This window comes from Pseudomonas sp. URMO17WK12:I6 (assembly GCF_003253625.1).
Taxonomy (GTDB): domain Bacteria; phylum Pseudomonadota; class Gammaproteobacteria; order Pseudomonadales; family Pseudomonadaceae; genus Aquipseudomonas.
Genome location: NZ_QKYZ01000010.1, coordinates 116,226 through 139,454, shown reverse-complemented (window position 1 = coordinate 139,454; position 23,229 = coordinate 116,226). Strand labels below are relative to the sequence as shown.

General features: G+C 59.8%; 18 protein-coding genes. 14 read left to right on the top strand and 4 right to left on the bottom strand.

The annotated features are described in order from the left end of the window. Positions 1 to 18 precede the first annotated feature (18 nt). The 7 genes from F475_RS19130 (at position 19) to F475_RS19100 (ending at position 8,864) form a co-directional block, all read left to right on the top strand. Positions 19 to 1,620, top strand: coding sequence for an ABC transporter substrate-binding protein (locus F475_RS19130; protein ID WP_018929519.1), 1,602 nt, complete (start codon positions 19 to 21; stop codon positions 1,618 to 1,620). 172 nt (positions 1,621 to 1,792) lie between these two features. Continuing rightward, entirely contained in the window at positions 1,793 to 3,226 is a 1,434-nt protein-coding gene (locus F475_RS19125; protein ID WP_018929518.1) for an OprD family porin, read from the top strand. A 77-nt stretch (positions 3,227 to 3,303) separates the two neighbouring features. After that, the gene (locus F475_RS19120) at positions 3,304 to 4,899 is read left to right on the top strand and encodes an ABC transporter substrate-binding protein (protein WP_018929517.1); all 1,596 of its coding nucleotides are present in this window, start codon (positions 3,304 to 3,306) and stop codon (positions 4,897 to 4,899) included. A 73-nt stretch (positions 4,900 to 4,972) separates the two neighbouring features. Further along, complete coding sequence (locus tag F475_RS19115) at positions 4,973 to 5,983, top strand: ABC transporter permease subunit (RefSeq protein ID WP_018929516.1); 1,011 nt, start codon at positions 4,973 to 4,975, stop codon at positions 5,981 to 5,983. 10 nt (positions 5,984 to 5,993) lie between these two features. Continuing rightward, a complete protein-coding gene (locus F475_RS19110) occupies positions 5,994 to 6,905 on the top strand; it encodes an ABC transporter permease subunit (RefSeq protein WP_019582425.1) in 912 nt (303 codons plus the stop codon). Positions 6,906 to 6,915: 10 nt separating this feature from the next. Continuing rightward, on the top strand, positions 6,916 to 7,884 hold the full coding sequence (locus F475_RS19105) for an ABC transporter ATP-binding protein (protein ID WP_019651113.1): 969 nt from the start codon (positions 6,916 to 6,918) through the stop codon (positions 7,882 to 7,884). After that, entirely contained in the window at positions 7,884 to 8,864 is a 981-nt protein-coding gene (locus F475_RS19100) for a peptide ABC transporter ATP-binding protein (RefSeq protein ID WP_064616155.1), read from the top strand. The genes F475_RS19105 and F475_RS19100 overlap by 1 nt, the downstream gene beginning before the upstream one ends. A gap of 112 nt (positions 8,865 to 8,976) precedes the next feature. Here the strand turns inward: F475_RS19100 and F475_RS19095 are convergent, their stop codons facing one another. Both F475_RS19095 and F475_RS19090 read right to left on the bottom strand, forming a co-directional pair. Further along, positions 8,977 to 9,192, bottom strand: coding sequence for a hypothetical protein (locus F475_RS19095; RefSeq protein WP_111454496.1), 216 nt, complete (start codon positions 9,190 to 9,192; stop codon positions 8,977 to 8,979). 281 nt (positions 9,193 to 9,473) lie between these two features. After that, complete coding sequence (locus F475_RS19090; protein WP_064616153.1) at positions 9,474 to 11,057, bottom strand: peptide chain release factor 3; 1,584 nt, start codon at positions 11,055 to 11,057, stop codon at positions 9,474 to 9,476. A gap of 360 nt (positions 11,058 to 11,417) precedes the next feature. On the opposite strand from F475_RS19090, the gene F475_RS19085 reads away from it, so the two are divergent. The 5 genes from F475_RS19085 to F475_RS19060 all read left to right on the top strand — a co-directional run bounded on the left by F475_RS19085 (position 11,418) and on the right by F475_RS19060 (position 16,558). Continuing rightward, positions 11,418 to 12,134 (top strand): ABC transporter permease, encoded by a 717-nt coding sequence (locus F475_RS19085; RefSeq protein ID WP_111454495.1) that lies wholly within the window; start codon positions 11,418 to 11,420, stop codon positions 12,132 to 12,134. 20 nt (positions 12,135 to 12,154) lie between these two features. Next, entirely contained in the window at positions 12,155 to 13,057 is a 903-nt protein-coding gene (locus tag F475_RS19080) for a glycine betaine ABC transporter substrate-binding protein (RefSeq protein ID WP_111454494.1), read from the top strand. A gap of 18 nt (positions 13,058 to 13,075) precedes the next feature. After that, on the top strand, positions 13,076 to 13,729 hold the full coding sequence (locus F475_RS19075) for an ABC transporter permease (protein WP_111454493.1): 654 nt from the start codon (positions 13,076 to 13,078) through the stop codon (positions 13,727 to 13,729). Beyond that, complete coding sequence (locus F475_RS19070; protein WP_111454492.1) at positions 13,726 to 14,883, top strand: betaine/proline/choline family ABC transporter ATP-binding protein; 1,158 nt, start codon at positions 13,726 to 13,728, stop codon at positions 14,881 to 14,883. Before F475_RS19075 ends, F475_RS19070 begins: the two co-directional genes overlap by 4 nt. 511 nt (positions 14,884 to 15,394) lie before the next feature. Beyond that, a complete protein-coding gene (locus F475_RS19060; RefSeq protein WP_018929507.1) occupies positions 15,395 to 16,558 on the top strand; it encodes a type III PLP-dependent enzyme in 1,164 nt (387 codons plus the stop codon). A 90-nt stretch (positions 16,559 to 16,648) separates the two neighbouring features. On the opposite strand, the gene F475_RS19055 is transcribed toward F475_RS19060, so the two are convergent. Next, a complete protein-coding gene (locus tag F475_RS19055) occupies positions 16,649 to 17,404 on the bottom strand; it encodes a tetratricopeptide repeat protein (RefSeq protein WP_111454491.1) in 756 nt (251 codons plus the stop codon). Then, positions 17,401 to 18,081, bottom strand: coding sequence for a Fe2+-dependent dioxygenase (locus F475_RS19050; RefSeq protein ID WP_111454490.1), 681 nt, complete (start codon positions 18,079 to 18,081; stop codon positions 17,401 to 17,403). The genes F475_RS19055 and F475_RS19050 overlap by 4 nt, the downstream gene beginning before the upstream one ends. Before the next feature lie 206 nt (positions 18,082 to 18,287). On the opposite strand from F475_RS19050, the gene F475_RS19045 reads away from it, so the two are divergent. Further along, complete coding sequence (locus tag F475_RS19045) at positions 18,288 to 20,546, top strand: TonB-dependent siderophore receptor (RefSeq protein WP_111454489.1); 2,259 nt, start codon at positions 18,288 to 18,290, stop codon at positions 20,544 to 20,546. 149 nt (positions 20,547 to 20,695) lie between these two features. Beyond that, positions 20,696 to 23,224: a sulfite reductase flavoprotein subunit alpha gene (locus tag F475_RS19040; RefSeq protein WP_111454488.1), complete on the top strand. Its 2,529-nt coding sequence runs from the start codon at positions 20,696 to 20,698 to the stop codon at positions 23,222 to 23,224. Positions 23,225 to 23,229 lie beyond the last annotated feature (5 nt).

The following is a 23,229-nucleotide window of genomic DNA, read 5'->3' as shown; positions in this document are numbered from 1 at the left end:
ACAAAAAGAGGGAGCGTCATGCGCCATTCCTTGGTTTTATCCGCATTGCTGGGCACCGGCCTGCTGGCCGCCACTTCCATCAGCCAGGCCGCCAATAACAGCCTGGTGTTCTGCTCCGAAGGCAGCCCCGCCGGTTTCGACACCGCGCAGTACACCACTGCGACCGATAACGACGCCGCCGAGCCGCTGTACAACCGTTTGGCAGAGTTTGAAAAAGGCGCCACCAATGTCGTGCCAGGCCTGGCAACCCGCTGGGATATTTCCGAGGACGGCCTCAAATACACGTTTCATCTGCGTGAAGGGGTGAAGTTTCACACGACCAAATACTTCACGCCGACTCGCGATTTCAACGCCGACGACGTGCTGTTCACGTTTAATCGCATGCTCGATCCGCAGCACCCGTTCCGTAAGGCTTATCCGACCGAGTTCCCGTATTTCAACGGGATGAGCCTGAACAAGAATATTGCCAAGGTCGAAAAGACCGGGCCGCTGACCGTGGTGATGACGCTCAACAACGTCGACGCCGCGTTCATCCAGAACATCGCCATGAGCTTCGCCGCCATCCTTTCGGCCGAATACGCCGACCAGTTGCTGGCGGCCGGCAAGCCGAGCGAGATCAACCAGAAGCCGATCGGCACCGGGCCGTTCGTGTTCAAGAGCTACCAGAAAGACTCCAACATCCGTTACAGCGGCAACAAACAGTACTGGGACCCGAGCCGGGTCAAGCTCGACAACCTGATTTTTGCCATCAACACCGACGCCTCGGTGCGCGTGCAGAAGCTCAAGGCCAACGAATGCCAGATCACCCTGCACCCGCGCCCCGCCGACGTGACCGCACTGAAGAATGATCCGAAACTGCAACTGATCGAGAAACCCGGCTTCAACCTCGGCTACATCGCCTACAACGTCCGGCACAAGCCTTTCGACCAACTCGAAGTGCGCCAGGCGCTGGACATGGCGGTGAACAAGCAAGGCATTCTCAACGCCGTCTATCAAGGTGCCGGTCAACTGGCGGTCAATGCCATGCCACCGACCCAGTGGTCCTATGACGACACCATAAAGGACGCCTCCTACAACCCGGAAAAAGCCAAGGAACTGCTCAAGGCCGCTGGCGTGAAGGAAGGCACCGAAATCACTCTCTGGGCCATGCCGGTCCAGCGTCCGTACAACCCCAACGCCAAACTGATGGCCGAAATGCTCCAGGCGGACTGGGCGAAGATCGGCCTCAAGGTCAAGATCGTCAGCTATGAATGGGGCGAGTACATCAAGCGCACCAAGAACGGCGAGCACGACATCAGCCTGATCGGCTGGACCGGTGACAACGGTGACCCGGACAACTGGCTCGGCACGCTCTACAGCTGCGATGCCATCGGCGGCAACAACTACTCCATGTGGTGTGATCCGGCCTACGACAAGCTGATCAAGCAGGCCAAGGTCGTCACCGATCGCGACCAGCGCACCGTGCTCTACAAACAGGCGCAGCAGTACCTCAAGCAGCAGGTGCCGATTACGCCGGTCGCCCACTCGACGGTCAACCAGCCGTTGAGCGCCAAAGTCGAAGGGTTCAAGGTCAGCCCCTTCGGTCGCAACGTGTTCTCGGGCGTCAGTATCGACCAATAACCAATTAGCCAGAAACGCTGGGGGGCGGATTCCGCCCTCACGCAAGCGTATTGCCGTAATTCGTCAAATCGGCCTGCAGCAAACGTTTGCGAAGCCTGAATGAGTTCTAAACCAAATAGCCGGATCACCAAAAAAGACCGGCATTAAAAAAAGAAAGAAAGGAGCTTCACACATGAAACTGAGCAGCACCGCGTTATTGGCCTTGGCCATCAGCAGCGTGACCGCCACGGCTTACGCAGAGTCCCAGAGCCAGGCGTTCACCCCGGTTACCGTGAATGAGAAAAGTGCTCAGAGTGAAGCCACTGGCTTCGTCGAAGGGCAGTCGATCACCGGTAGCACGCGTAACTGGTATGCCAACGAGCAACTGAAACGTGGCGGCACGTTCAGCTACAAGAAAGACGGTGTATCAACCCCGACTGATCGTCGTATCAACTGGGTTCAGGGCACCATCCTCAAGTACAACTCCGGCTTCACTCAAGGCACCGTAGGTTTCAGCACCGAAGTGGCGGCCTACAACGCCATCGCTCTGGATCGTGATCGCAAGGATCTGGCGTCCAACAACGGCGGCGCACCGGGAACCCGTCCTGGCGCGGGCAACAACCGTACCCTGACCGAAGAAGGTGGCGACGCCGTCGGCCAGTGGAGCAAACTGGGCCTGGCCAACGTCAAGGCCCGTGTCTCCAACACTACCCTGACCGCTGGCCGCATGAACTTCAGCAGCCCGATGGTCGATGTCATCGGTAACCGTGCGCTGCCTTCGAGCTTCGAAGGTGTGGCCATCCACAGCGAAGAGCTGAACAATCTGGCTTTCGACCTGGCCACCTTCGATCGCAACTCTCCGCGTACCGAAGAAAGCCAGCGTAAATTCCGCACCGAATACGCCAACGGCATCGTTGAAACCGATCACATCTACACCGGCGGTATCACCTACACCCCATTCGCCAGCCTGACCACCAGCCTTTGGGCGACCCAGGCCGAAGACATCTGGAACCAGTACTACTTCGGCGCCAGTCATGTGCTGGGCGACAGCCAGGTCCTGAGCCTGACCACCGGCCTGAACTACTACAAAACCCAGGAAGAAGGTAAAGCCCTCATAGGCAAAATCGACAACGACACCTACTCCCTGTCGTTCGGCCTGACCCACCAGGCCCACAGCCTGACCTTCTCCTACCAGGAAGTGAACGGTAACGAGTACTTCGACTACCTGCACGAAACCAACGGCATCTACCTGGCCAACTCCCTGCTGTCGGACTTCAACGGCCCGAACGAGAAGTCCTTCCAGATTGCCTACGGTCTGAACATGGCCGAATACGGCGTGCCAGGTCTGAAGTTCAACATCTACCAGGCACGTGGCTGGGGCATCGACGGTACTCACTACACCGGCAATGAAGGCGTAGCAGGCAAGGGTTACGACGGTATCCAGGCCCAGGATGGCGAAACCCATTACGAATACGGTATCGGTGCGACCTACGCCCTGCAGAGCGGCCCGCTGAAGGCCACCACTGTTCGCGCAACCTACACCGCGCACCGTGCCAGCGAAAACCAGGCGGATGGCAGCATCAACGAGTTCCGTCTCGTGACCACCATCCCGTTCAACATTTTGTAAAACGCACGCCGGCGGCTGACTCATGACGAGTCGGCCGTTCGGTTTTTTCCTGTTCAACCGATTGCAGAGGGTTCTTGATGAAAATGCTTCCCCTACGAGCGGCCATCGCTGCCGCATTGCTGAGTGTCGCTGTTGGCGTCTCGGCCAAACCCTTGGTGGTCTGTACCGAAGCCAGCCCGGAAGGCTTCGATATGGCCCAGTACACGACTGCAGTCACAGCCGACGCAGTGGCCGAAACCATCTTCAATCGCCTGGCGGACTTCAAGCCCGGCACCACTGAAGTGATTCCGGCGCTGGCCGAATCCTGGGACATCAGTGAAGACGGCCTGACCTACACGTTCCACCTGCGCAAAGGCGTCAAGTTTCACACCACCGATTACTTCAAGCCGACCCGCGACATGAATGCCGACGACGTGGTCTGGAGCTTCCAGCGTCAGCTGGACCCGAATCACCCATGGCACAAACTGTCGAGCGTGGGCTTCCCGTACTTTGAGAGCATGGGCTTCAAGGAACTGCTCAAAAGCGTAGAGAAAGTCGACGACAACACGGTCAAGTTCACCCTGACCCGCCGAGAAGCGCCGTTCCTGGCCGACATCGCCATGGCCTTCTCCTCGATCTATTCCGCCGAGTACGCCGATCAACTGCTCAAGGCCAACAAGACCGGCGACCTGAACAACAAACCGGTCGGTACCGGCCCGTTCATCTTCCAGCGTTACGCCAAGGACGCCCAGGTGCGCTTCAAGGCCAACCCGGACTACTTCCGTGGCAAGCCACCGGCTGATGCTCTGGTCCTGGCGATTGCCACCGACAACAACGTGCGCCTGCAAAAGCTCAAGGCCAACGAGTGCCAGATCGCGCTGTATCCAAAACCGGATGACATCCCGAGCATCAAGAAAGACACCAACCTGAAGGTTGATGAGCTGAACGCGATGACCGTCTCCTATGTCGCCATGAATACCTCCCGCAAGTACATGAGCGACGTGCGGGTGCGCAAAGCCATCGACATCGCGTTCGACAAAGAGGCCTATGTCAACGCGCTGTTCGGCAAGGGCAATGCGACGGTGGCGGTCAACCCGTACCCGGACACCCTGCTGGGCTACAACCATAAACTGACCAACCCGCCTCGCGACCTCGACAAGGCTCGTGCCCTGCTCAAGGAAGCCGGGGTACCGGAGGGCACCGTGTTCACCCTGTTCACCCGTAACGGCGGCGGCCCGACCAACCCTAATCCGATGCTCGGCGCACAAATGATGCAGGCAGATCTGGCCAAGGTCGGCATCAAGGTCGATATTCGTGTCATGGAATGGGGCGAGATGCTCAAGCGCGCGAAGAACGGCGAACACGATATGGTGTCCGCCGGTTGGGCAGGCGATAACGGCGACCCGGATAACTTCCTGACGCCTATGCTCAGTTGTGAGGCCGCCAAGAACGGCGAAAACTACGCTCGCTGGTGCAATGAAAAGTTCCAGGCGCTGATCGACGAAGCACGGGCCAAAGTGAACCCGGCTGAACGCACGGCGCTCTACGAACAGGCCCAGGACGTTTTCAATCAGGACCAGCCATGGATCAGCATGGCGCACACCCGCATGTTCACTGCAATGCGCACCAACGTAGAGGGCTATCACATTAGCCCCCTCACCACTAACAACTTCGCCACCACCCAGGTGAAGTAGATAAGAAACGCCCGGCATCGCTGACCCCAGCGATGCCGGGCATGCCTAACCGGCTGATGAGGTACCACACAAGATGTTTAGTTTTATTGCCCGCCGATTGGGGTTACTGATCCCCACGTTCTTCGGCATCACCTTGTTGACTTTCGCGTTGATCCGCATGATTCCTGGCGACCCCGTGGAAGTGATGATGGGCGAACGTCGGGTCGACCCCGAAATGCATGCTCAGGCAATGGAACGCCTAGGTCTGAACAAACCGCTGTATGCCCAATACCTGGATTACATTGGCAAACTGGCCCACGGCGATCTCGGCGAATCCCTGCGTACCCGTGAAAGCGTCTGGACCGAGTTCAGCTCTCTATTCCCCGCGACCCTGGAACTGGCCTCGGCCGCCATGTTGTTCGCCGGCATCCTGGGCCTTCTGGCCGGGGTGATCGCGGCACTCAAGCGAGGGTCCCTGTTCGACCATGGGGTAATGGGTGTCTCCCTGGCGGGATACTCGATGCCGATCTTCTGGTGGGGCCTGATCCTGATCATGTTCTTCTCGGTGAGCCTGGGCTGGACCCCGGTATCCGGGCGGATCGACCTGCTCTACGACATCGAGCCACGCACCGGCTTCATGCTCATCGATACGTTGCTGGCCGATGACGTCGGAGCGTTCTTCGATGCCCTGCATCACCTGATCCTGCCAGCCATCGTGCTCGGCACCATCCCGCTGGCGGTGATTGCGCGGATGACCCGTTCGTCGATGCTCGAAGTGCTGCGTGAAGACTACATCCGCACCGCCCGCGCCAAAGGCCTGTCGCCATCGCGCGTGGTATTCGTGCACGGTCTGCGCAATGCGCTGATTCCGGTACTGACGGTGGTCGGCCTGCAAGTCGGCACGCTGCTGGCCGGCGCGGTCCTGACCGAAACCATCTTCTCCTGGCCCGGCATCGGCAAATGGCTGATCGAAGCCATTGGCGCACGGGACTATCCCGTGGTGCAAAACGGCATCCTGTTAATCGCCTGCCTGGTGATTCTGGTCAACTTCGTAGTGGACATCCTCTACGGCTTTGCCAACCCACGCATCCGTCATCAGCGCTGAGATCAAGACCATGACCACTCTCACTACACCGGTAGCAGTCGATCAAAGCCTGCTGTATCCGTCGCCCTACAAAGAATTCTGGCAGGCCTTTTCCAGGAACAAAGGGGCCGTCGCCGGCCTGTTGTTCATGCTGCTGGTGATTTTCTGCGCGATCTTCGCCCCATGGGTCGCACCGCATAACCCGAGCGAACAGTACCGCGACTTCCTGCTGACCCCGCCCTCCTGGCTGGAAAGCGGGCATATCCAGTTCCTGCTGGGTACCGATGAACTCGGTCGTGACCTGCTGTCGCGTTTGATTCACGGCTCGCGCCTGTCCCTGCTGATCGGCTTGTCATCGGTGGTGATGTCGCTGATTCCAGGCATCCTGATGGGACTGTTCGCCGGGTTCTTCCCGCGCGTGCTCGGCCCGACCATCATGCGTCTGATGGACATCATGCTGGCCCTGCCGTCCCTGCTGCTGGCGGTGGCAATTGTCGCCATCCTCGGCCCTGGCCTGATCAACACCATTATTGCCATCGCCGTGGTTTCGTTGCCGTCCTATGTTCGTCTGACCCGCGCCGCGGTGATGGGCGAATTGAACCGCGACTACGTGACCGCCGCGCGCCTGGCCGGTGCCGGTCTGCCTCGCCTGATGTTCGTCACCGTGCTGCCCAACTGCATGGCGCCGCTGATTGTTCAGGCCACCTTGAGTTTCTCCTCGGCGATTCTCGATGCCGCGGCACTGGGCTTCCTCGGCCTTGGCGTACAACCGCCAACCCCTGAGTGGGGCACCATGCTGGCTTCGGCTCGCGACTACATCGAACGCGCCTGGTGGGTGGTGAGCTTGCCTGGTTTGACCATTTTGCTCAGCGTGCTGGCAATCAACTTGATGGGCGACGGCCTGCGCGATGCGCTGGACCCGAAACTCAAGAACGCCGCCTGAGGAGATTCAAATGTCACTGTTAGAAATCAAGAATCTCAACGTTCGCTTCGGCGACGCCAACGCCGTTCCGGTGGTCGATGGTCTCGACATATCCGTGGAAAAGGGCGAAGTGCTGGCCATCGTTGGCGAGTCGGGTTCCGGCAAGTCCGTGACCATGATGGCGCTGATGGGCCTGATCGAGCATCCGGGGATCGTCACCGCTGACGCCCTGAATTTCGACGGCAAGAACATGCTCGCGCTCAGCAACCGTCAGCGTCGACAGATCGTCGGCAAAGACCTGGCCATGGTCTTCCAGGACCCGATGACCGCGCTGAACCCGAGCTACACCGTGGGCTTCCAGATCGAAGAAGTGCTGCGCCTGCACCTGAAAATGTCCGGCAAGCAAGCCCGCGCTCGCGCCATCGAACTGCTGGAAAAAGTGGAAATCCCAGGCGCCGCCAGCCGTATGGATGCCTACCCGCATCAACTCTCCGGCGGCATGAGCCAGCGTGTTGCAATCGCCATGGCGATTGCCGGCGAACCAAAACTGCTGATCGCCGACGAACCGACCACCGCGCTCGACGTAACGATTCAGGCGCAGATCATGGACCTGCTGCTGGCCCTGCAGAAAGAGCAGAACATGGGCCTGGTGCTGATTACCCACGACCTCGCGGTCGTGGCCGAAACCGCCCAGCGCGTGTGCGTGATGTACGCCGGCCAAGCGGTTGAAGTCGGTCAGGTGCCACAACTGTTCGACATTCCGGCGCACCCGTACAGCGAAGCGCTGCTCAAGGCCATTCCAGAACACAGCCTGGGTGCTGCGCGCCTGTCGACGCTACCGGGCATCGTTCCCGGTCGTTACGACCGTCCGCAAGGTTGCCTGCTGTCGCCGCGCTGCCCGTACGTGCAAGACAATTGCCGCACCCAGCGTCCAGCCCTTGACCAGAAAAGCAACAGCCTCGCCCGCTGCTTCTACCCGTTGAACCAGGAGGTGGCGTAATGGCCGTCGTACTTACCGCCCGCAACCTGACCCGTCACTACGAAGTGTCCCGTGGCCTGTTCAAGGGCCATGCGACCGTGCGCGCCCTCAACGGTGTGTCGTTCGAACTGGAAGCCGGCAAGACCCTCGCTGTCGTGGGTGAGTCCGGTTGCGGCAAATCCACCCTGGCCCGTGCCCTGACGTTGATCGAAGAGCCATCCTCCGGCTCGTTGAAAATCGCCGGGCAGGAAGTCGCCGGTGCCGACAAGGCTCAGCGCAAGCAACTGCGCAAAGATGTGCAGATGGTGTTCCAGAGCCCGTACGCGTCGTTGAATCCACGGCAGAAAATCGGTGATCAGCTTGCAGAGCCATTATTGATCAACACCAACCTCAGTGCCGCCGAACGTCGCGAGAAAGTCCAGGCGATGATGAAGCAGGTGGGCTTGCGTCCCGAGCACTACCAGCGCTATCCGCACATGTTCTCCGGCGGTCAGCGCCAGCGGATCGCCCTGGCCCGCGCGATGATGTTGCAGCCGAAAGTGCTGGTGGCGGACGAACCGACCTCGGCGCTGGACGTGTCGATTCAGGCGCAGGTACTCAACCTGTTCATGGATTTGCAGCAAGAGTTCAACACCGCCTACGTGTTCATCTCCCACAACCTGGCGGTGGTACGCCACGTTGCCGATCACGTGATGGTGATGTACCTCGGCCGTCCGGTGGAAATGGGGCCGAAAGAGGACATCTACACCCGTCCCCTGCACCCGTACACCCAGGCGTTGTTGTCGGCGACGCCGACCATTCACCCGGATCCGGACAAGCCGAAAATCAAGATCGTCGGCGAACTGCCAAACCCGCTGAATCCACCGTCCGGCTGCGCCTTCCACAAGCGCTGCCCGTACGCGACCGAGCGCTGTGCCATCGAAGAGCCGGCCCTGCGTCTGCTCGACACACGCCAGGTGGCTTGCCACTACGCCGAGCAATTCCTCGACGGCGCGGCCTGAAAAAAACGCGCCCCGGTGCCGGGGCGCGCTTTTGCTGAGTTAACCAAACCCCTTCTGCCCCGACTGCGCATCAGTCAGGCAGACGGGGTTTTCTTTTGCCTGTCATTCAGGCTCAAGTGTCGTCTTCGTTGCTGTCCGAGTCGTCGGTCGAGTCATCATCGTTCGAGCTACCCGATTCCGATGCGGCGAGCATCAGCTCGCTGTGCACGCCTTGCCCGCTCCAGGCCTGTTCATCATGGTTCGTGCACTCCGCCCACGCCGCTGACGTGCCGAGGGATATCATCACCAAAACCTTCAGCAGCAACACTATGCGTTGAATAATGCTCATAGCCGATTCCATCCTTTCTTGGGTGAAGCATGGGTGCCGGAATGGCGCAGAGAGAAATTTAGCGCGATTCTCCAGATAGGACGCTAACGAAGGTCGGGAAATGCCGTGAGAAGGGAGATTGGTTTCGAATAATGCCTATAACCAGATCAACTAAGTGATGCGGGCTCGGCGAGCACGGAAGGACGCCCGGACAACTGAGTCGCTTCGGTGCGGTACACAGCCCAGACAATAAAAAGCCCCGAGACTCGCGCATCGGGGCTTTGGGGTTTGCAACTCAGCGCTTAGTGATGCTCACGCGTCGCACGGAATTTCACGTCCGGCCAGCGTTCTTCCATCAGTGCCAGGTTGACCCGGGTCGGGGCCAGGTAGGTCAGGTGACCGCCGCCGTCGAGGGCGAGGTTTTCCACGGCCTTGTTGGTGAATTCCTCAAGCTTCTTCTTGTCGCCGGACTCGATCCAGCGCGCGGAATACACGGTGATCGGCTCGTAGGAGCACTCGACCTTGTATTCCTCTTTCAAACGGCTGGCGACCACATCGAACTGCAGCACACCGACGGCGCCGAGAATGATGTCGTTGCTGCGCTCGGGGAAGAACACCTGGGTGGCGCCTTCTTCGGCCAGTTGCTGCAAGCCTTGACGCAGTTGCTTGGATTTCAGTGGATCGCGCAGGCGTACGCGACGGAACAGTTCCGGGGCGAAGTGCGGGATGCCGGTGAAACCCAGGGTTTCGCCTTCGGTGAAGGTATCGCCGATCTGGATGGTGCCGTGGTTGTGCAGGCCGATGATGTCGCCGGCGAACGCTTCTTCCAGTTGCTCACGCTCGGACGAGAAGAAGGTCAGCGCGTCGCCGATCCGCACGTCCTTGCCGGTGCGCACATGGCGCATCTTCATGCCCTTTTCGTATTTGCCGGAGCAAATACGCATGAAGGCAATGCGGTCGCGGTGTTTGGGGTCCATGTTCGCCTGGATCTTGAACACGAAACCGCTGAACTTCTCTTCCACCGGCTCGACGGTGCGCTCGTTGGCGACACGGGCCAGTGGTTGCGGTGCCCAGTCGACCACAGCGTCGAGCACGTGATCGACACCGAAGTTGCCCAGCGCGGTACCGAAGAACACCGGGGTCAGTTGGCCGTCGAGGAATTCCTGTTGATTGAATTCGTGGCAGGCGCCCTGCACCAGTTCCAGCTGCTCGATGAAACGCTCGTACTCGTCACCCAAGTGTGCGCGCGCTTCATCGGAATCGAGCTTCTCGATGATTTTGGTTTCGGTGCGCTCATGACCGTGGCCGGCGGTGTAGACGATGATGTAGTCGTCGGCGAGGTGATAAACACCCTTGAAGTCGCGGTAGCAACCGATCGGCCAGGTGATCGGCGCGGCCTTGATCTTCAGGACCGCTTCGATTTCGTCGAGCAGTTCGATCGGGTCGCGGATGTCACGGTCGAGTTTGTTGATGAAGCTGACGATCGGCGTGTCACGCAGACGGCAGACGTCCATCAGGGCGATGGTCCGTGGTTCTACACCCTTACCGCCGTCGAGGACCATCAATGCCGAGTCCACCGCAGTCAGGGTGCGGTAAGTATCTTCGGAGAAGTCTTCGTGGCCCGGGGTGTCGAGCAGGTTGATCATGTGGTCGCGATACGGGAACTGCATGACCGACGTGGTAATGGAAATACCCCGTTGTTTTTCCATTTCCATCCAGTCGGAGGTGGCATGGCGGTCGGACTTGCGAGATTTCACCGTGCCGGCAACCGCAATCGCCTTGCCCATCAGCAAGAGCTTCTCGGTGATGGTGGTCTTACCGGCATCGGGGTGGGAAATAATGGCGAAAGTGCGGCGTTTCGCGACTTCGGCGGCCTGTTTGGTCATGGGAAATCGCCTGGCGGTGATTCAAAAAAGGGCGGCGAGTATAGCTTAAAAAGTGATCTACGGACCACCACGCACAGGAGCTGCCGATGGCCGTAATCAGCGCGGGCAGCTCCTTCTTGGTGGCTAAATGCTGCTGATTATGGAACCTTTTAAAAGCTGGAGACGTCCACTCCCCTGTTACGACCCATCGTCAGGGGCTGAAAAATCAGCAAGTTAGCCTGACGAGGCTGCGCTTATGGCTCTATCTCATGCGGTTTCATCAGCATGAAGAGCTGCTTCTCGCGAACGTTATTTTCCCGGCAGCCAGGAATGGCATGCCACACGGGACTGCGTTCGCCGACTGAAAAAAGGAGTCTGCCTGTGGCTATTCGCTATGGCAAAGGGCTGGCAGGAGGTGCGGTTGTCGTCGCTCTTCTGGCCCTGCTGGTCCACTGGATTGGCATCAACACGATCGAACAGTACCGCGACGATTTGTTGTTTTACCTGCAAGCTCATCTGATTCTTGTCCTCGCTTCCATGCTGGCCGCCCTTGTTGTGGGCATACCCGCCGGTATCTTTCTCAGCCGCCCGACCATGGTTGGACGCGCCGAACGCTTCATGCAGATCTTCAACATCGGCAATACCGTGCCGCCGCTCGCCGTACTGGCCATCGCCCTGGGCATCCTCGGCATCGGCAGCGGTCCGGCAATCTTCGCTCTGTTCCTGGCTTCGCTGTTGCCGATCGTGCGCAACACCTATGAAGGGCTGAAAAACGTTCAGGGTTCGCTCAAGGAAGCCGCCGTCGGCATCGGCATGACCCCGACTCAGGTGCTGTGCCGGGTCGAATTGCCGAATGCCGTGCCAATCATCATCGGTGGCGTGCGCGTGGCATTGGCGATCAACGTCGGGACCGCGCCGCTGGCGTTCCTGATTGGCGCCAACAGCCTGGGCAGCCTGATTTTCCCCGGCATCGCCCTGAACAATCAGCCGCAACTGCTGCTCGGCGCGGCCTGCACCGCCCTGCTGGCCTTGCTGCTCGACGGACTGGTGACACTCGCCAGCCGCCTCTGGCTCGAACGCGGCCTGCGCCCGTCTTAAGCCTCGGCAAAGGAATTCTCATGAAGACATCAAGCTTTTTACTAGGCTGCGTTCTGCTGTTCGCAGGAATCGCCCAAGCCGCTGAAAAACCCGTGATCCGCATTGGCGCCCGGGTGTTCACCGAACAAACCCTGCTGGCGGAAATCACCTCCCAATACCTGCGCACCAAGGGTTACGACACCCAGGTGACCGGCGGCCTGGGCAGCAATCTGGCCCGCAGTGCTCACGAAAGCGGCCAACTGGACATGCTCTGGGAATACACCGGCGTCTCGCTGGTGGCTTACAACCATGTCACTGAAAAACTCGACAGCGCGCAGTCCTACGCCCGGGTGAAAGAACTCGACGAGAAAAAAGGCCTGATCTGGCTGACTCCGTCGAAATTCAGCAACACCTACGCCCTGGCCCTGCCGGAAAAAACCGCGAAGGCTTACCCGCAGATCAACACCATCAGCCAGTTGAACGAGGTGTTGCAAGCCGAGGCGAAGACTAATCACCTCGTCGCTTTGGACACCGAATTCGCCAACCGTTCCGACGGCCTGGGCGGCATGGTTGATCTCTACGGCATGAACCTGACCCGCAACAACATTCGCCAGATGGATGCCGGGCTGGTCTACACCGCCTTGCGCAATGGCCAGGTGTTCGCCGGCCTGGTCTACACCACCGACGGTCGCTTGAACGCCTTCAAACTCAAGCTGCTCGAAGACGACAAGCATTACTTCCCCGACTACACCGCCGCGCCGGTGGTGCGCCAGGCCTACCTCGATGCCCACCCGAAACTCGCCGAAGAGCTCAAGCCACTGGCCGAACTGTTCGACGACGCCACCATGCGCCAGCTCAACGCACGGGTCGATGTCGATCACGAAAGCCCTTCATCCGTTGCCGCCGATTTCCTGCGCCAGCATCCACTGCTGTCTGTTCAATAAGGCAGAGGAGAAAAAGACATGGAATTTCTCAACGCCTTTTCCCATCTCGATTGGCCGCTAGTGCTGCACCTGACCTGGCAGCACATCACCCTGGTTGGCATCGCGGTAACGCTGGCGATTCTGGTCGGCGTGCCGCTGGGCATCCTGATGACCCGCTTCCCGACATTGGCCGGCCCGTTGCAAGCCAGCGCCACGGTTTTGCTGACCGTGCCGTCGATTGCGCTATTCGGCCTGCTGTTGCCGTTCTATTCCAGGTTCGGCCAGGGCCTGGGCCCGATGCCGGCAATCACCGCCGTGTTTCTCTATTCGCTGCTGCCGATCATGCGTAACACCTACCTGGCGCTGACCGGCGTGGAAGCCGGCATTCGCGAAGCCGCCCGGGGTATCGGCATGACCTTCGGTCAGCGCCTGCGCATGGTCGAACTGCCGATTGCCGTGCCGGTGATCCTCGCCGGTGTCCGCACCGCCGTAGTGATGAACATCGGCGTGATGACCATCGCCGCCACCATCGGCGCCGGTGGCCTCGGTGTACTCATCCTCGCTTCCATCAGCCGCAGCGACATGTCGATGCTGATCGTCGGCGCGGTGCTGGTCAGTCTCCTGGCCATCTTCGCCGACCTGCTTCTGCAATGGCTGCAACGCACGCTGACTCCAAAAGGACTGCTCAAATGATCGAACTTCAAAACCTCAGCAAGACCTTCCAAAGCAACGGCAAAGATGTGAAAGCCGTGGACTCGGTGAGTCTGACCGTCAATGAAGGCGAGATCTGCGTGTTCCTCGGGCCATCGGGCTGCGGCAAGAGCACCACGCTGAAAATGATCAACCGGTTGATCAAACCGACTTCGGGCAAGATCCTGATCAACGGCGAAGACACCACCGACCTCGACGAAGTGACCCTGCGCCGCAACATCGGTTATGTGATCCAGCAGATCGGTCTGTTCCCGAACATGACCATCGAGGAAAACATCACCATCGTTCCGCGCCTGCTCGGCTGGGACAAACAGAAATGCCACGACCGCGCCCGCGAGTTGATGAGCATGATCAAGCTTGAACCCAAGCAATACCTGACTCGCTACCCCCGTGAATTGTCCGGCGGCCAACAACAGCGGATCGGTGTGATTCGAGCACTGGCGGCGGATGCGCCGCTGTTGTTGATGGACGAACCGTTCGGCGCGGTCGACCCGATCAACCGCGAAATGATCCAGAACGAGTTCTTCGAGATGCAACGGGCGCTGAACAAGACCGTGATCATGGTCAGCCATGACATCGACGAAGCCATCAAGCTCGGCGACAAAATCGCGATCTTCCGCGCCGGCAAGCTGTTGCAGATCGACCACCCAGACACCTTGCTCGCGCATCCGGCGGACGATTTTGTCAGCAACTTCGTCGGCCAGGACAGCACGCTCAAACGCTTGCTGCTGGTGAAGGCTGAAGATGCGGCGGACAACGCGCCGTCGGTGAGCCCGGAAACCCCGGTGGCCGAAGCGCTGGAATTGATGGACGAACTGGACCGCCGCTACGTGGTGGTGACCTGCGCCGAGAACAAAGCCTTGGGCTATGTGCGTCGGCGCGACCTGCATCGCCAGACCGGCACCTGCGCGCAATACCGGCGCGAGTTCAACGCCACCGCGGCGTATGACGAACATTTGCGCATCCTGCTGTCGCGTATGTACGAGTTCAACCGCTCGTGGCTGCCGGTGATGGACGCCGAGCGGGTGTTTCTCGGTGAGGTGACTCAGGAATCGATTGCGGAATATTTGAGCTCCGGCAAGTCCCGTGGGGGCAAGACCAGCATTGTTTCGCCAGCGGAAACTGCGTTGACCTGACTTGTATGAGGCTCTAGTGCTTTTGTGGCGAGGGAGCTTGCTCCCGTCCGGCCGCGAAGCAGTCGTGAAGTCAGCCGATGCGATCCTACTGAAGAACCGCATTGCCTGATTTTGGGGGCGCTACGCGCCCCAGCGGGAGCAAGCTCCCTCGCCACAAAAGCCAAGCAAGCTCCCTTCTAAAATCCTTGTCTTGGGAACATCACACTGTCACGCAGGTCGGTTACATCAGTAGCTGTCAGGGACCGCACGACGGAAGCGTGCAAAAACGCGACATTTTTTGTTGATCTCAAGCCCCTCACGCCCTAAAGTTCGCGCCGAACGTCCATGCTGGAAACGATCCATCCGGCTCAAGTACTGACGACGAGACAGCAAGGCCAAGGGAATCTGCATTTCCCATGGCCTTTTTGCTTTCGGCGACATGCCTTGGGAAGTAGGCGAACCAAAGTGGGGATACGGAGGGCGTTCATTTGCACCCATTGATAATTTCAGTTTGCCAGTAGGAGTTCCCAGCATGTCGATCAACGTCGAAGACTATTTCGCGCGCGAAACCTTCCAGAAAATGAAGGCCTTCGCCGACAAACAAGAAACCCCGTTCGTGGTGATCGACACCGCGATGATCGCCCAGGCCTATGACGACCTGCGTGCCGGTTTCGAATTCGCCAAGGTCTACTACGCGGTCAAGGCCAACCCGGCCGTGGAAATCATCGACCTGCTCAAAGAGAAAGGCTCGAGCTTCGACATCGCCTCGATCTATGAGCTGGACAAAGTGCTGAGCCGTGGCGTCAGCGCCGACCAGATCAGCTACGGCAACACCATCAAGAAATCCAAAGACATTCGCTACTTCTACGACAAGGGCGTGCGCCTGTACGCGACCGACTCCGAAGCCGACCTGCGCAACATCGCCAAGGCAGCTCCGGGCTCGAAAGTCTACGTGCGTATCCTGACTGAAGGCTCGACCACTGCCGACTGGCCTTTGTCGCGCAAATTCGGCTGCCAGACCGACATGGCCATGGACCTGCTGATCCTGGCTCGTGACCTGGGCCTGGTGCCATACGGCATCTCGTTCCACGTCGGTTCGCAACAGCGCGACATCAGCGTCTGGGACGCGGCAATCGCCAAGGTCAAAGTGATCTTCGAACGCCTGAAAGAAGAAGACGGCATCCACCTGAAGCTGATCAACATGGGTGGCGGCTTCCCGGCCAACTACATCACCCGCACCAACAGCCTGGAAACCTACGCTGAAGAAATCATCCGCTTCCTGAAGGAAGACTTCGGCGACGACCTGCCGGAAATCATCCTGGAGCCGGGCCGTTCGCTGATCGCCAACGCCGGCATTCTGGTCAGCGAAGTGGTGCTGGTGGCGCGTAAATCCCGTACCGCTGTAGAGCGTTGGGTGTACACGGATGTGGGCAAGTTCTCCGGCCTGATCGAAACCATGGACGAAGCCATCAAGTTCCCGATCTGGACCGAGAAGAAAGGCGAGATGGAAGAAGTGGTCATCGCCGGCCCGACCTGCGACAGCGCCGACATCATGTACGAAAACTACAAGTACGGTTTGCCGCTGAACCTGGCGATCGGTGATCGTTTGTACTGGCTGTCGACCGGTGCGTACACCACCAGCTACAGCGCCGTCGAGTTCAATGGCTTCCCGCCGCTGAAGTCGTTCTACGTATAAGCACTGCACGCAGAAATCAAAAAGCCCATGACGTGTCATGGGCTTTTTTGTGCCTGTGCTGACCGCTCCCACACAGGGCGTGGGAACGATCTATCCTGGCGTCAGCTCCCGAGCACGCTGTTGATACTCGGTAGCCAGCCCATGAATTCTTGGATCGGTCGACGTCAATAGCACCTTGCTCGCCACCCGCAAGAAATTCAAATTCCCGCCATCCAAGGCCTTGCGTAACCAGCCCAACGCCTCGTCGACCTTGCCTTCATCCGCCAACACCGCCGCATAACTGAACTGACCGCGAAAATCCCCTCCTTCAGCCGAGCGTCGATACCAGTCACGGGCAGCGTGCGGATCTGCCGGGCAATCGTGCCCCTCTTCCAGGTATCGCCCCAGCAGGTTCATCGACTTTGCGTGGCCCAATTCAGCGGCACGCCGATAGAGATTCAGCGCTTGCGCCTGATCCTCGACCACCCCGCGCCCGGTAGCCAGCAGATTGGCGTAGTTGTACATCGCCCAATCCAGTCCTGCCTCGGCGGCGAGGCGATAATGCCCCGCGGCGCTCGTGGCGTTGGCGGTGCACCCCCAGCCATGTTCATGGCAACGACCAAGCATGTTGCGCGCCATCAAGTGCCCGCGCTGAGCCGCAATCTCGAACCAGCGCAGCGCCAGCGGCTGATCCCGCTCGATACCCCGCCCGTCCAGCAAAATCTGTCCCAGCAAGGCCTGGGCATCCAGCACACCTTCACGGGCGGCGATCAGAATCGCCTGGGCTGCGCGCGCCGGGCTTTCCTCCAGCATGGCCTTGAGGCGATCACCGTCGAGGACTTCCTCGCGGCGCAATTGATAACTCATACCTCGACCCAGCGACGCAACAGGTTGTGGTAAGTACCGGTCAGGCGGATCAATGAAGGATGGTCGGGCATGTCCTGGGTCAGTTGCTGAATCGCCCCGTCCATCTCGAACAGCAAAGCGCGCTGGTTGTCTTCACGCACCAGGCTTTGCGTCCAGAAAAACGATGCGTAGCGGGTTCCACGCGTGACGGCGTTGACCTTGTGCAGGCTGGTGCCGGGATACAGGACCATATCGCCGGCCGGCAATTTCACGCGCTGGGTGCCGAAGGTGTCCTGGATTTCCAGTTCGCCGCCGTCGTAATCCTCCGGGTCACTGAAGAACAGCGTCGCCGACAGGTCGGTGCGCACCCGCTCGATGCTGCCCTTGGGCTGACGCACGGCATTGTCGATATGGAAGTCGAAACTGCCACCGGCCGTGTAACAGTTCAGCAACGGAGGGAAGACCTTGTGCGGTAATGCCGCTGACATGAACTGCGGATTTTTCCACAGCCGTTCGAGCATCGCCGCACCGATTTCCTTGGTCAACGGATGTCCTTCAGGCAGTTGCAGATTGTGCTTGGCCTTCGCCGACTGATAACCGGCGGTAATTTTGCCATCGGCCCAATCCGCCTGCGCCAGGGCCTGGCGAATGCGCTGCACTTCTTCTTTCGCGAACACGCCGGGAATGTGCAACAACATCGAAAGACACCTGAAAGCAAAGGGGCGTTAATGGTATTGATTCTTATTGCACATGTAAAACCCAAGAGACGAATGAAACCGCAAAAACCGTAAAGGCAAATTGTAAAGAATGTAAATTCGTCGCTAATAGCAACGTTTCGCAATTGATACAGATACGTATTTACTCTACATTCCGCGACCTCAAATCCTTGGGGAGGGGAATTCACATGTCACGCCAACAACCACAATCAACGGTCAGTTCACCGCGTTTGCTCGCGTCTGCAATTGGCGTGGCGATCACCGCCGGCTCTGCGGGCCACATGGTTTTCGCGGCCGAGAAGACCGACGAAAAAGCACCCGGCAATGCCATATCCCTGGACGCGACCAGCGTTGTAGGCGAGCAGGATGACACCTCCTACAAGACCGATACCTCGGCCTCCAAGAAGTACACCGCGCCACTGCGCGAGACGCCGAAAAGCGTCACCGTGATCCCGCAACAAGTGATTCGCGACACCGGCGCCACCAGCCTGGTCGACGCCCTGCGCACCACGCCGGGTATCACCTTTGGTGCCGGCGAGGGCGGCAACCCGGCCGGTGATCGTCCGATCATTCGCGGCTTCAACGCCGAAAGCGACGTGTTCATCGACGGCATGCGCGACGTGGCGTCCCAGAGCCGCGAGATCTTCAACGTTGAATCGATCGAAGTCAGCAAGGGCCCGGGATCAGCCTTCACCGGCGCCGGATCCACCGGTGGCAGCCTGAACCTGGTGAGCAAGACAGCCAAGCTGGGTAATGCCTACAACGGCGGCTTCACCTGGGGTTCGGACCAGACCAAGCGCACCACCCTCGACCTGAACCAGCAAATGACCGACACCTCGGCGTTCCGGCTGAACCTGATGAAGCACGAAGCCAACGTCGCCGGGCGTGATGCCGTGGACGTCAGTCGCTGGGGCGTGGCACCGTCCTTCGCCTTCGGCCTGGGCACCGACACCCGCTTGACCGTCGGCTACTACCACGTCGAAACCGACGACATGCCCGACTACGGCATCCCGTTGACCCTGAGCTCCAACCGCAGCAAGTACAACGTCGACAAGCCGGCCAACGTCAACCGCGACAACTTCTACGGCCTCACCGGCCGCGACTATCGCCAGACCAGCAACGACAGCGGCACGATCAAGCTCGAGCACGATCTGAACGATAGCCTGACCGTGTCGAACAGCTTTCGCATGTCCCGTTCAACCCTGGACTACATCGTCACCAACCCTGACGACAGCAAGGGCAACGTGGCCAACGGCAGTGTCTACCGTGGCGCGAAGAGCCGTAACTCGACGTCCAGCGGCTGGATCAACCAGACCGACCTGAGTGCCAAATTCAACACCGGCGCCATCGAGCACAGCCTGGTGACCGGTCTGGAGTTTTCCTATCAGGACACCCACAACCGCCCGTACCTCCTGACTTCCAGCGCCAGCGGTACCCAGTGCAACCGTGCCCTGTTCAACTCCGGCGACTGCACCAGCCTGTACAACCCGACGCCTGGGGATAACTGGAACGGCACGATCACCGACAGCAACGCCTTCACCGACACCGACACCAAGACCGCCGCGGCCTACGTGTTCGACACCCTGAAGTTCAACGAGCAATGGTCCCTGAACCTGGGCCTGCGTTATGACAACTACCAGGTCGAATCCAGCGGTTTCGCCAACGCCAGCAGCACGGCTCCAGCGGGCAGTTTCTCCCGTCAGAACACCAGCGACCTGGTGAACTACCAGATCGGCGTGGTCTACAACCCGCTGCCAAACGGCAGCATCTATGCCGCCTACTCAACGTCCAGCAACCCGGCCGGCGAAACCAGCGGCAACGGTGGCCTGGAACTGGCGGCGAACAACAGCAGTCTGGACCCGGAAAAGAACCGCAACTACGAGGTCGGCACCAAGTGGGACTTCTTCGGTGATGACCTGTCGCTGACCGCCGCACTGTTCCGCACCGAGAAAACCAACGCGCGTATCAACGATCCGGACGGCGGCACCACCCAAGTGCTGGACGGCGAACAGCAGGTCAATGGCCTGGAACTGACCTACACCGGCAAGCTGACCCGTAACTGGCGAGTCTTCGGCGGCTACACCTACATGGACAGCGAAGTGGTCAAAACCACCCTCGCCGCCGATGAAGGCAACCACATGCCAAGCACCCCACGAAACAACTTCACGTTCTGGTCGACCTACGACCTGGTGCCGGACAAATTGACCGTCGGTGCCGGTGCGACCTTCGTCGATTCCCAGTTCGGCAACGTCGCCAACTCGGTGGAGATCCCGTCCTACTGGCGTTACGACGCGATGGCCAGCTACCGCCTGACCAAGAACGTCGACCTGCAACTCAACGTACAAAACCTGGCCGACAAGCGTTACTTCGACCAGGTATTCCAGACGCACTACGCCCACGTGGCGCCGGGCCGCACTGCCCTGCTGAGTGCCAACTTCCACTTCTGATAACAGAAGCGTGAAGACCAAAGCGCTCAGGCCAAAGCCCCGTTCATCAAAGTGAACGGGGCTTTTGCGTGTAAAAAAGAATGCTTCTCGACAACTCACGGCATAATGCGCGCCGTGATGATGACTTTTGAACGAACAAGGCGAGCGACGTGTTGAAGAAATCCCTGTTCCAGTTGCACTGGTTTTTCGGCATCAGCGCCGGACTGGTCCTGGCCCTGATGGGCATTACCGGGGCGGCAGTATCGTTTCAGGATGAAATCCTGCGAACGCTGAACCCCTCCGTGCTGCACGTCGAGAAGCAGATCGCCGGCGTGCTGCCACCGGCCGAACTGGTGGAGAAAATCGAAAGTGCTTCGGGCAAGATCGTCTCTATGCTCTGGGTCGAGACCGACAGCGGCAATGCTGCGCGGGTGATCTTCACGGCGCCGCCCGGCGAACGTCGCGGGCAGATGCGTTATTTCGACCCGTACACCGCCGAGTTCATGGGCGACGTCACCGGCCAGGACTTCTTCGGCCTGATGCTGCAGTTGCACCGCTTCCTCGCCATGGGTGATACCGGCCGGCAGATCACCGGCGCCTGCACGCTGATTCTGGTGTTCTTCTGCCTGTCCGGCCTGTACCTGCGTTGGCCGCGCCAGTGGAAAAGCTGGCGCGCCTGGCTGACGCTGGACTGGAAGAAGAAGGGCCGCAGCTTCAACTGGGACCTGCACTCGGTGGCCGGTACCTGGTGCCTGGTGTTCTACCTTTTGGCGGCACTGACCGGGTTGTCCTGGTCGTACGAGTGGTACAACAAAGGGCTGACCAGGCTGCTGTCCGACTCGCCGCAAAACGAGCGGGTTCGCAGTGGTCGCGGCCCTGCGCCAAGCGGCCCGGCCCCCACCGCCGATTACGCCGCCATGTGGAGCAGCATCTACAGCGCCGCCGGCCCTGGTCTTTCGTCCTACAACGTTCGGATGCCGCCAGTGGCCGGGCAACCGGCAACCGTGTTCTACCTGCTGAAGGATTCACCCCACGACCAGGCACGGAACCAGATCACCCTCGATCCGGTGACCGGCGCCGTCAGCCGTCATGACCGCTACAGCGACAAGAGCCTCAAGGCGCAGTTGCTGACCAGTATTTATGCACTGCACGTCGGCAGTTATTTCGGGCTGGTCGGGCGGATCATCCTGACCATCACCGCGCTGAGCATGCCGCTGTTTTTCGTCACGGGCTGGTTGCTGTACCTGGACCGCCGACGCAAGAAACGTCAGATCAAGGATGCCCGTAAAGGCCTTGAGCAACCGGGTAGCGACGCACCGGCATGGCTGATCGGCTTCGCCAGCCAGAGCGGGTTTGCCGAGCAGCTCGCCTGGCAGACTGCCGGGCAATTGCAGGCCGCCGGATTACCGGTGAAAGTTCAACCGTTGGCCGATGTCAGCGAACAGGACCTGCGAGATTCCAGCAACGCGCTGTTTGTGGTCAGCACCTTCGGCGACGGCGAAGCGCCGGACAGCGCCCGCGGTTTCGAACGTAAAGTGCTGGGGCGTGCACCGAGTCTTAAACGCCTGAACTATGCCGTGCTCGGCCTCGGTGACCGCCAGTATCAACACTTCTGCGGCTTCGCCCGTCGCTTGCACACCTGGCTGGGCGAGCACGGCGGCAAGACCTTGTTCGCCCCGGTTGAAGTCGACGGTGGCGACCCTTACGCCCTGCGTCACTGGCAACAGCAACTCGGTCTGCTGACGGGTCAGGCACCGGTCGACACCTGGCAAGCGCCCAGCTACGACAACTGGACCCTGACCCGCCGCGAATTGATGAACCCGGACAGCAGTGGAGCTCCCGTGTACTTGCTCGGCCTCACCGCTCCCAGCACCAGCAGTTGGCTGGCCGGTGATCTGGTGGAAGTGCTGCCGCGCAATGGTGCGTGGGCCATCGAGCATTTCCTCGAAGGCCTGGGAATTGATGGTCGAGCCACGGTTGAACTCGATGGCCTGTCGCAGTCTCTGGAGCAAGCCCTGGCCAGCCGCCAACTGCCCGAGAACCGCGCTCATCTGGTCGGCCTGCACGCGCAAGCGCTGGTGAATGCGTTGGTGCCACTGGCCCTGCGCGAATACTCCATCGCCTCGATCGCCGCCGACGGCGTGCTGGAATTGATCGTGCGTCAGGAGCGGCACCCAGACGGCAGCCTGGGCATCGGCTCCGGCTGGTTGACCGAACATGTCCCTGTGGGTAACCACATCAGCCTGCGGGTGCGGCGCAACAGTGGTTTCCATATGCCGAACGAACCGGTGCCGATGATCCTGCTGGGCAACGGCACCGGGCTGGCCGGGTTGCGCAGCTTGCTCAAGGCACGGATTGCCGACGGGCAACAGCACCACTGGCTGCTGTTTGGCGAGCGCAATCGGGAACACGATTACCTGTGCCGTGCGGAACTGGAAGAGTGGTTGATCAACGGTGATCTGGCACGTCTGGACCTGGCGTTTTCCCGCGATCAGGCCGAGAAAGTCTATGTGCAGGATCGCCTGCGCGAGTCTGCCGGCGAGCTGAAGAAATGGCTGGCCGATGGCGCCGTGATTTACATCTGCGGCAGTTTGCAGGGGATGGCGTCAGGGGTGGACCAAGTGCTTAACGACGTGCTGGGTGCGGATGAAGTCGAGCGCCTGATCGAACAGGGCCGCTACCGCCGCGACGTTTACTGACACCG

Excerpts from the sequence above, each read along its gene's own strand:
- F475_RS19130 (WP_018929519.1), top strand. The coding sequence starts at position 19 with ATGCGCCATTCCTTGGTTTTATCCGCATTGCTGGGCACCGGCCTGCTG.
- F475_RS19125 (WP_018929518.1), top strand. The coding sequence starts at position 1,793 with ATGAAACTGAGCAGCACCGCGTTATTGGCCTTGGCCATCAGCAGCGTG.
- F475_RS19120 (WP_018929517.1), top strand. The coding sequence starts at position 3,304 with ATGAAAATGCTTCCCCTACGAGCGGCCATCGCTGCCGCATTGCTGAGT.
- F475_RS19115 (WP_018929516.1), top strand. The coding sequence starts at position 4,973 with ATGTTTAGTTTTATTGCCCGCCGATTGGGGTTACTGATCCCCACGTTC.
- F475_RS19110 (WP_019582425.1), top strand. The coding sequence starts at position 5,994 with ATGACCACTCTCACTACACCGGTAGCAGTCGATCAAAGCCTGCTGTAT.
- F475_RS19105 (WP_019651113.1), top strand. The coding sequence starts at position 6,916 with ATGTCACTGTTAGAAATCAAGAATCTCAACGTTCGCTTCGGCGACGCC.
- F475_RS19100 (WP_064616155.1), top strand. The coding sequence starts at position 7,884 with ATGGCCGTCGTACTTACCGCCCGCAACCTGACCCGTCACTACGAAGTG.
- F475_RS19095 (WP_111454496.1), bottom strand. The coding sequence starts at position 9,192 with ATGAGCATTATTCAACGCATAGTGTTGCTGCTGAAGGTTTTGGTGATG.
- F475_RS19090 (WP_064616153.1), bottom strand. The coding sequence starts at position 11,057 with ATGACCAAACAGGCCGCCGAAGTCGCGAAACGCCGCACTTTCGCCATT.
- F475_RS19080 (WP_111454494.1), top strand. The coding sequence starts at position 12,155 with ATGAAGACATCAAGCTTTTTACTAGGCTGCGTTCTGCTGTTCGCAGGA.
- F475_RS19075 (WP_111454493.1), top strand. The coding sequence starts at position 13,076 with ATGGAATTTCTCAACGCCTTTTCCCATCTCGATTGGCCGCTAGTGCTG.
- F475_RS19070 (WP_111454492.1), top strand. The coding sequence starts at position 13,726 with ATGATCGAACTTCAAAACCTCAGCAAGACCTTCCAAAGCAACGGCAAA.
- F475_RS19060 (WP_018929507.1), top strand. The coding sequence starts at position 15,395 with ATGTCGATCAACGTCGAAGACTATTTCGCGCGCGAAACCTTCCAGAAA.
- F475_RS19055 (WP_111454491.1), bottom strand. The coding sequence starts at position 17,404 with ATGAGTTATCAATTGCGCCGCGAGGAAGTCCTCGACGGTGATCGCCTC.
- F475_RS19050 (WP_111454490.1), bottom strand. The coding sequence starts at position 18,081 with ATGTTGTTGCACATTCCCGGCGTGTTCGCGAAAGAAGAAGTGCAGCGC.
- F475_RS19045 (WP_111454489.1), top strand. The coding sequence starts at position 18,288 with ATGTCACGCCAACAACCACAATCAACGGTCAGTTCACCGCGTTTGCTC.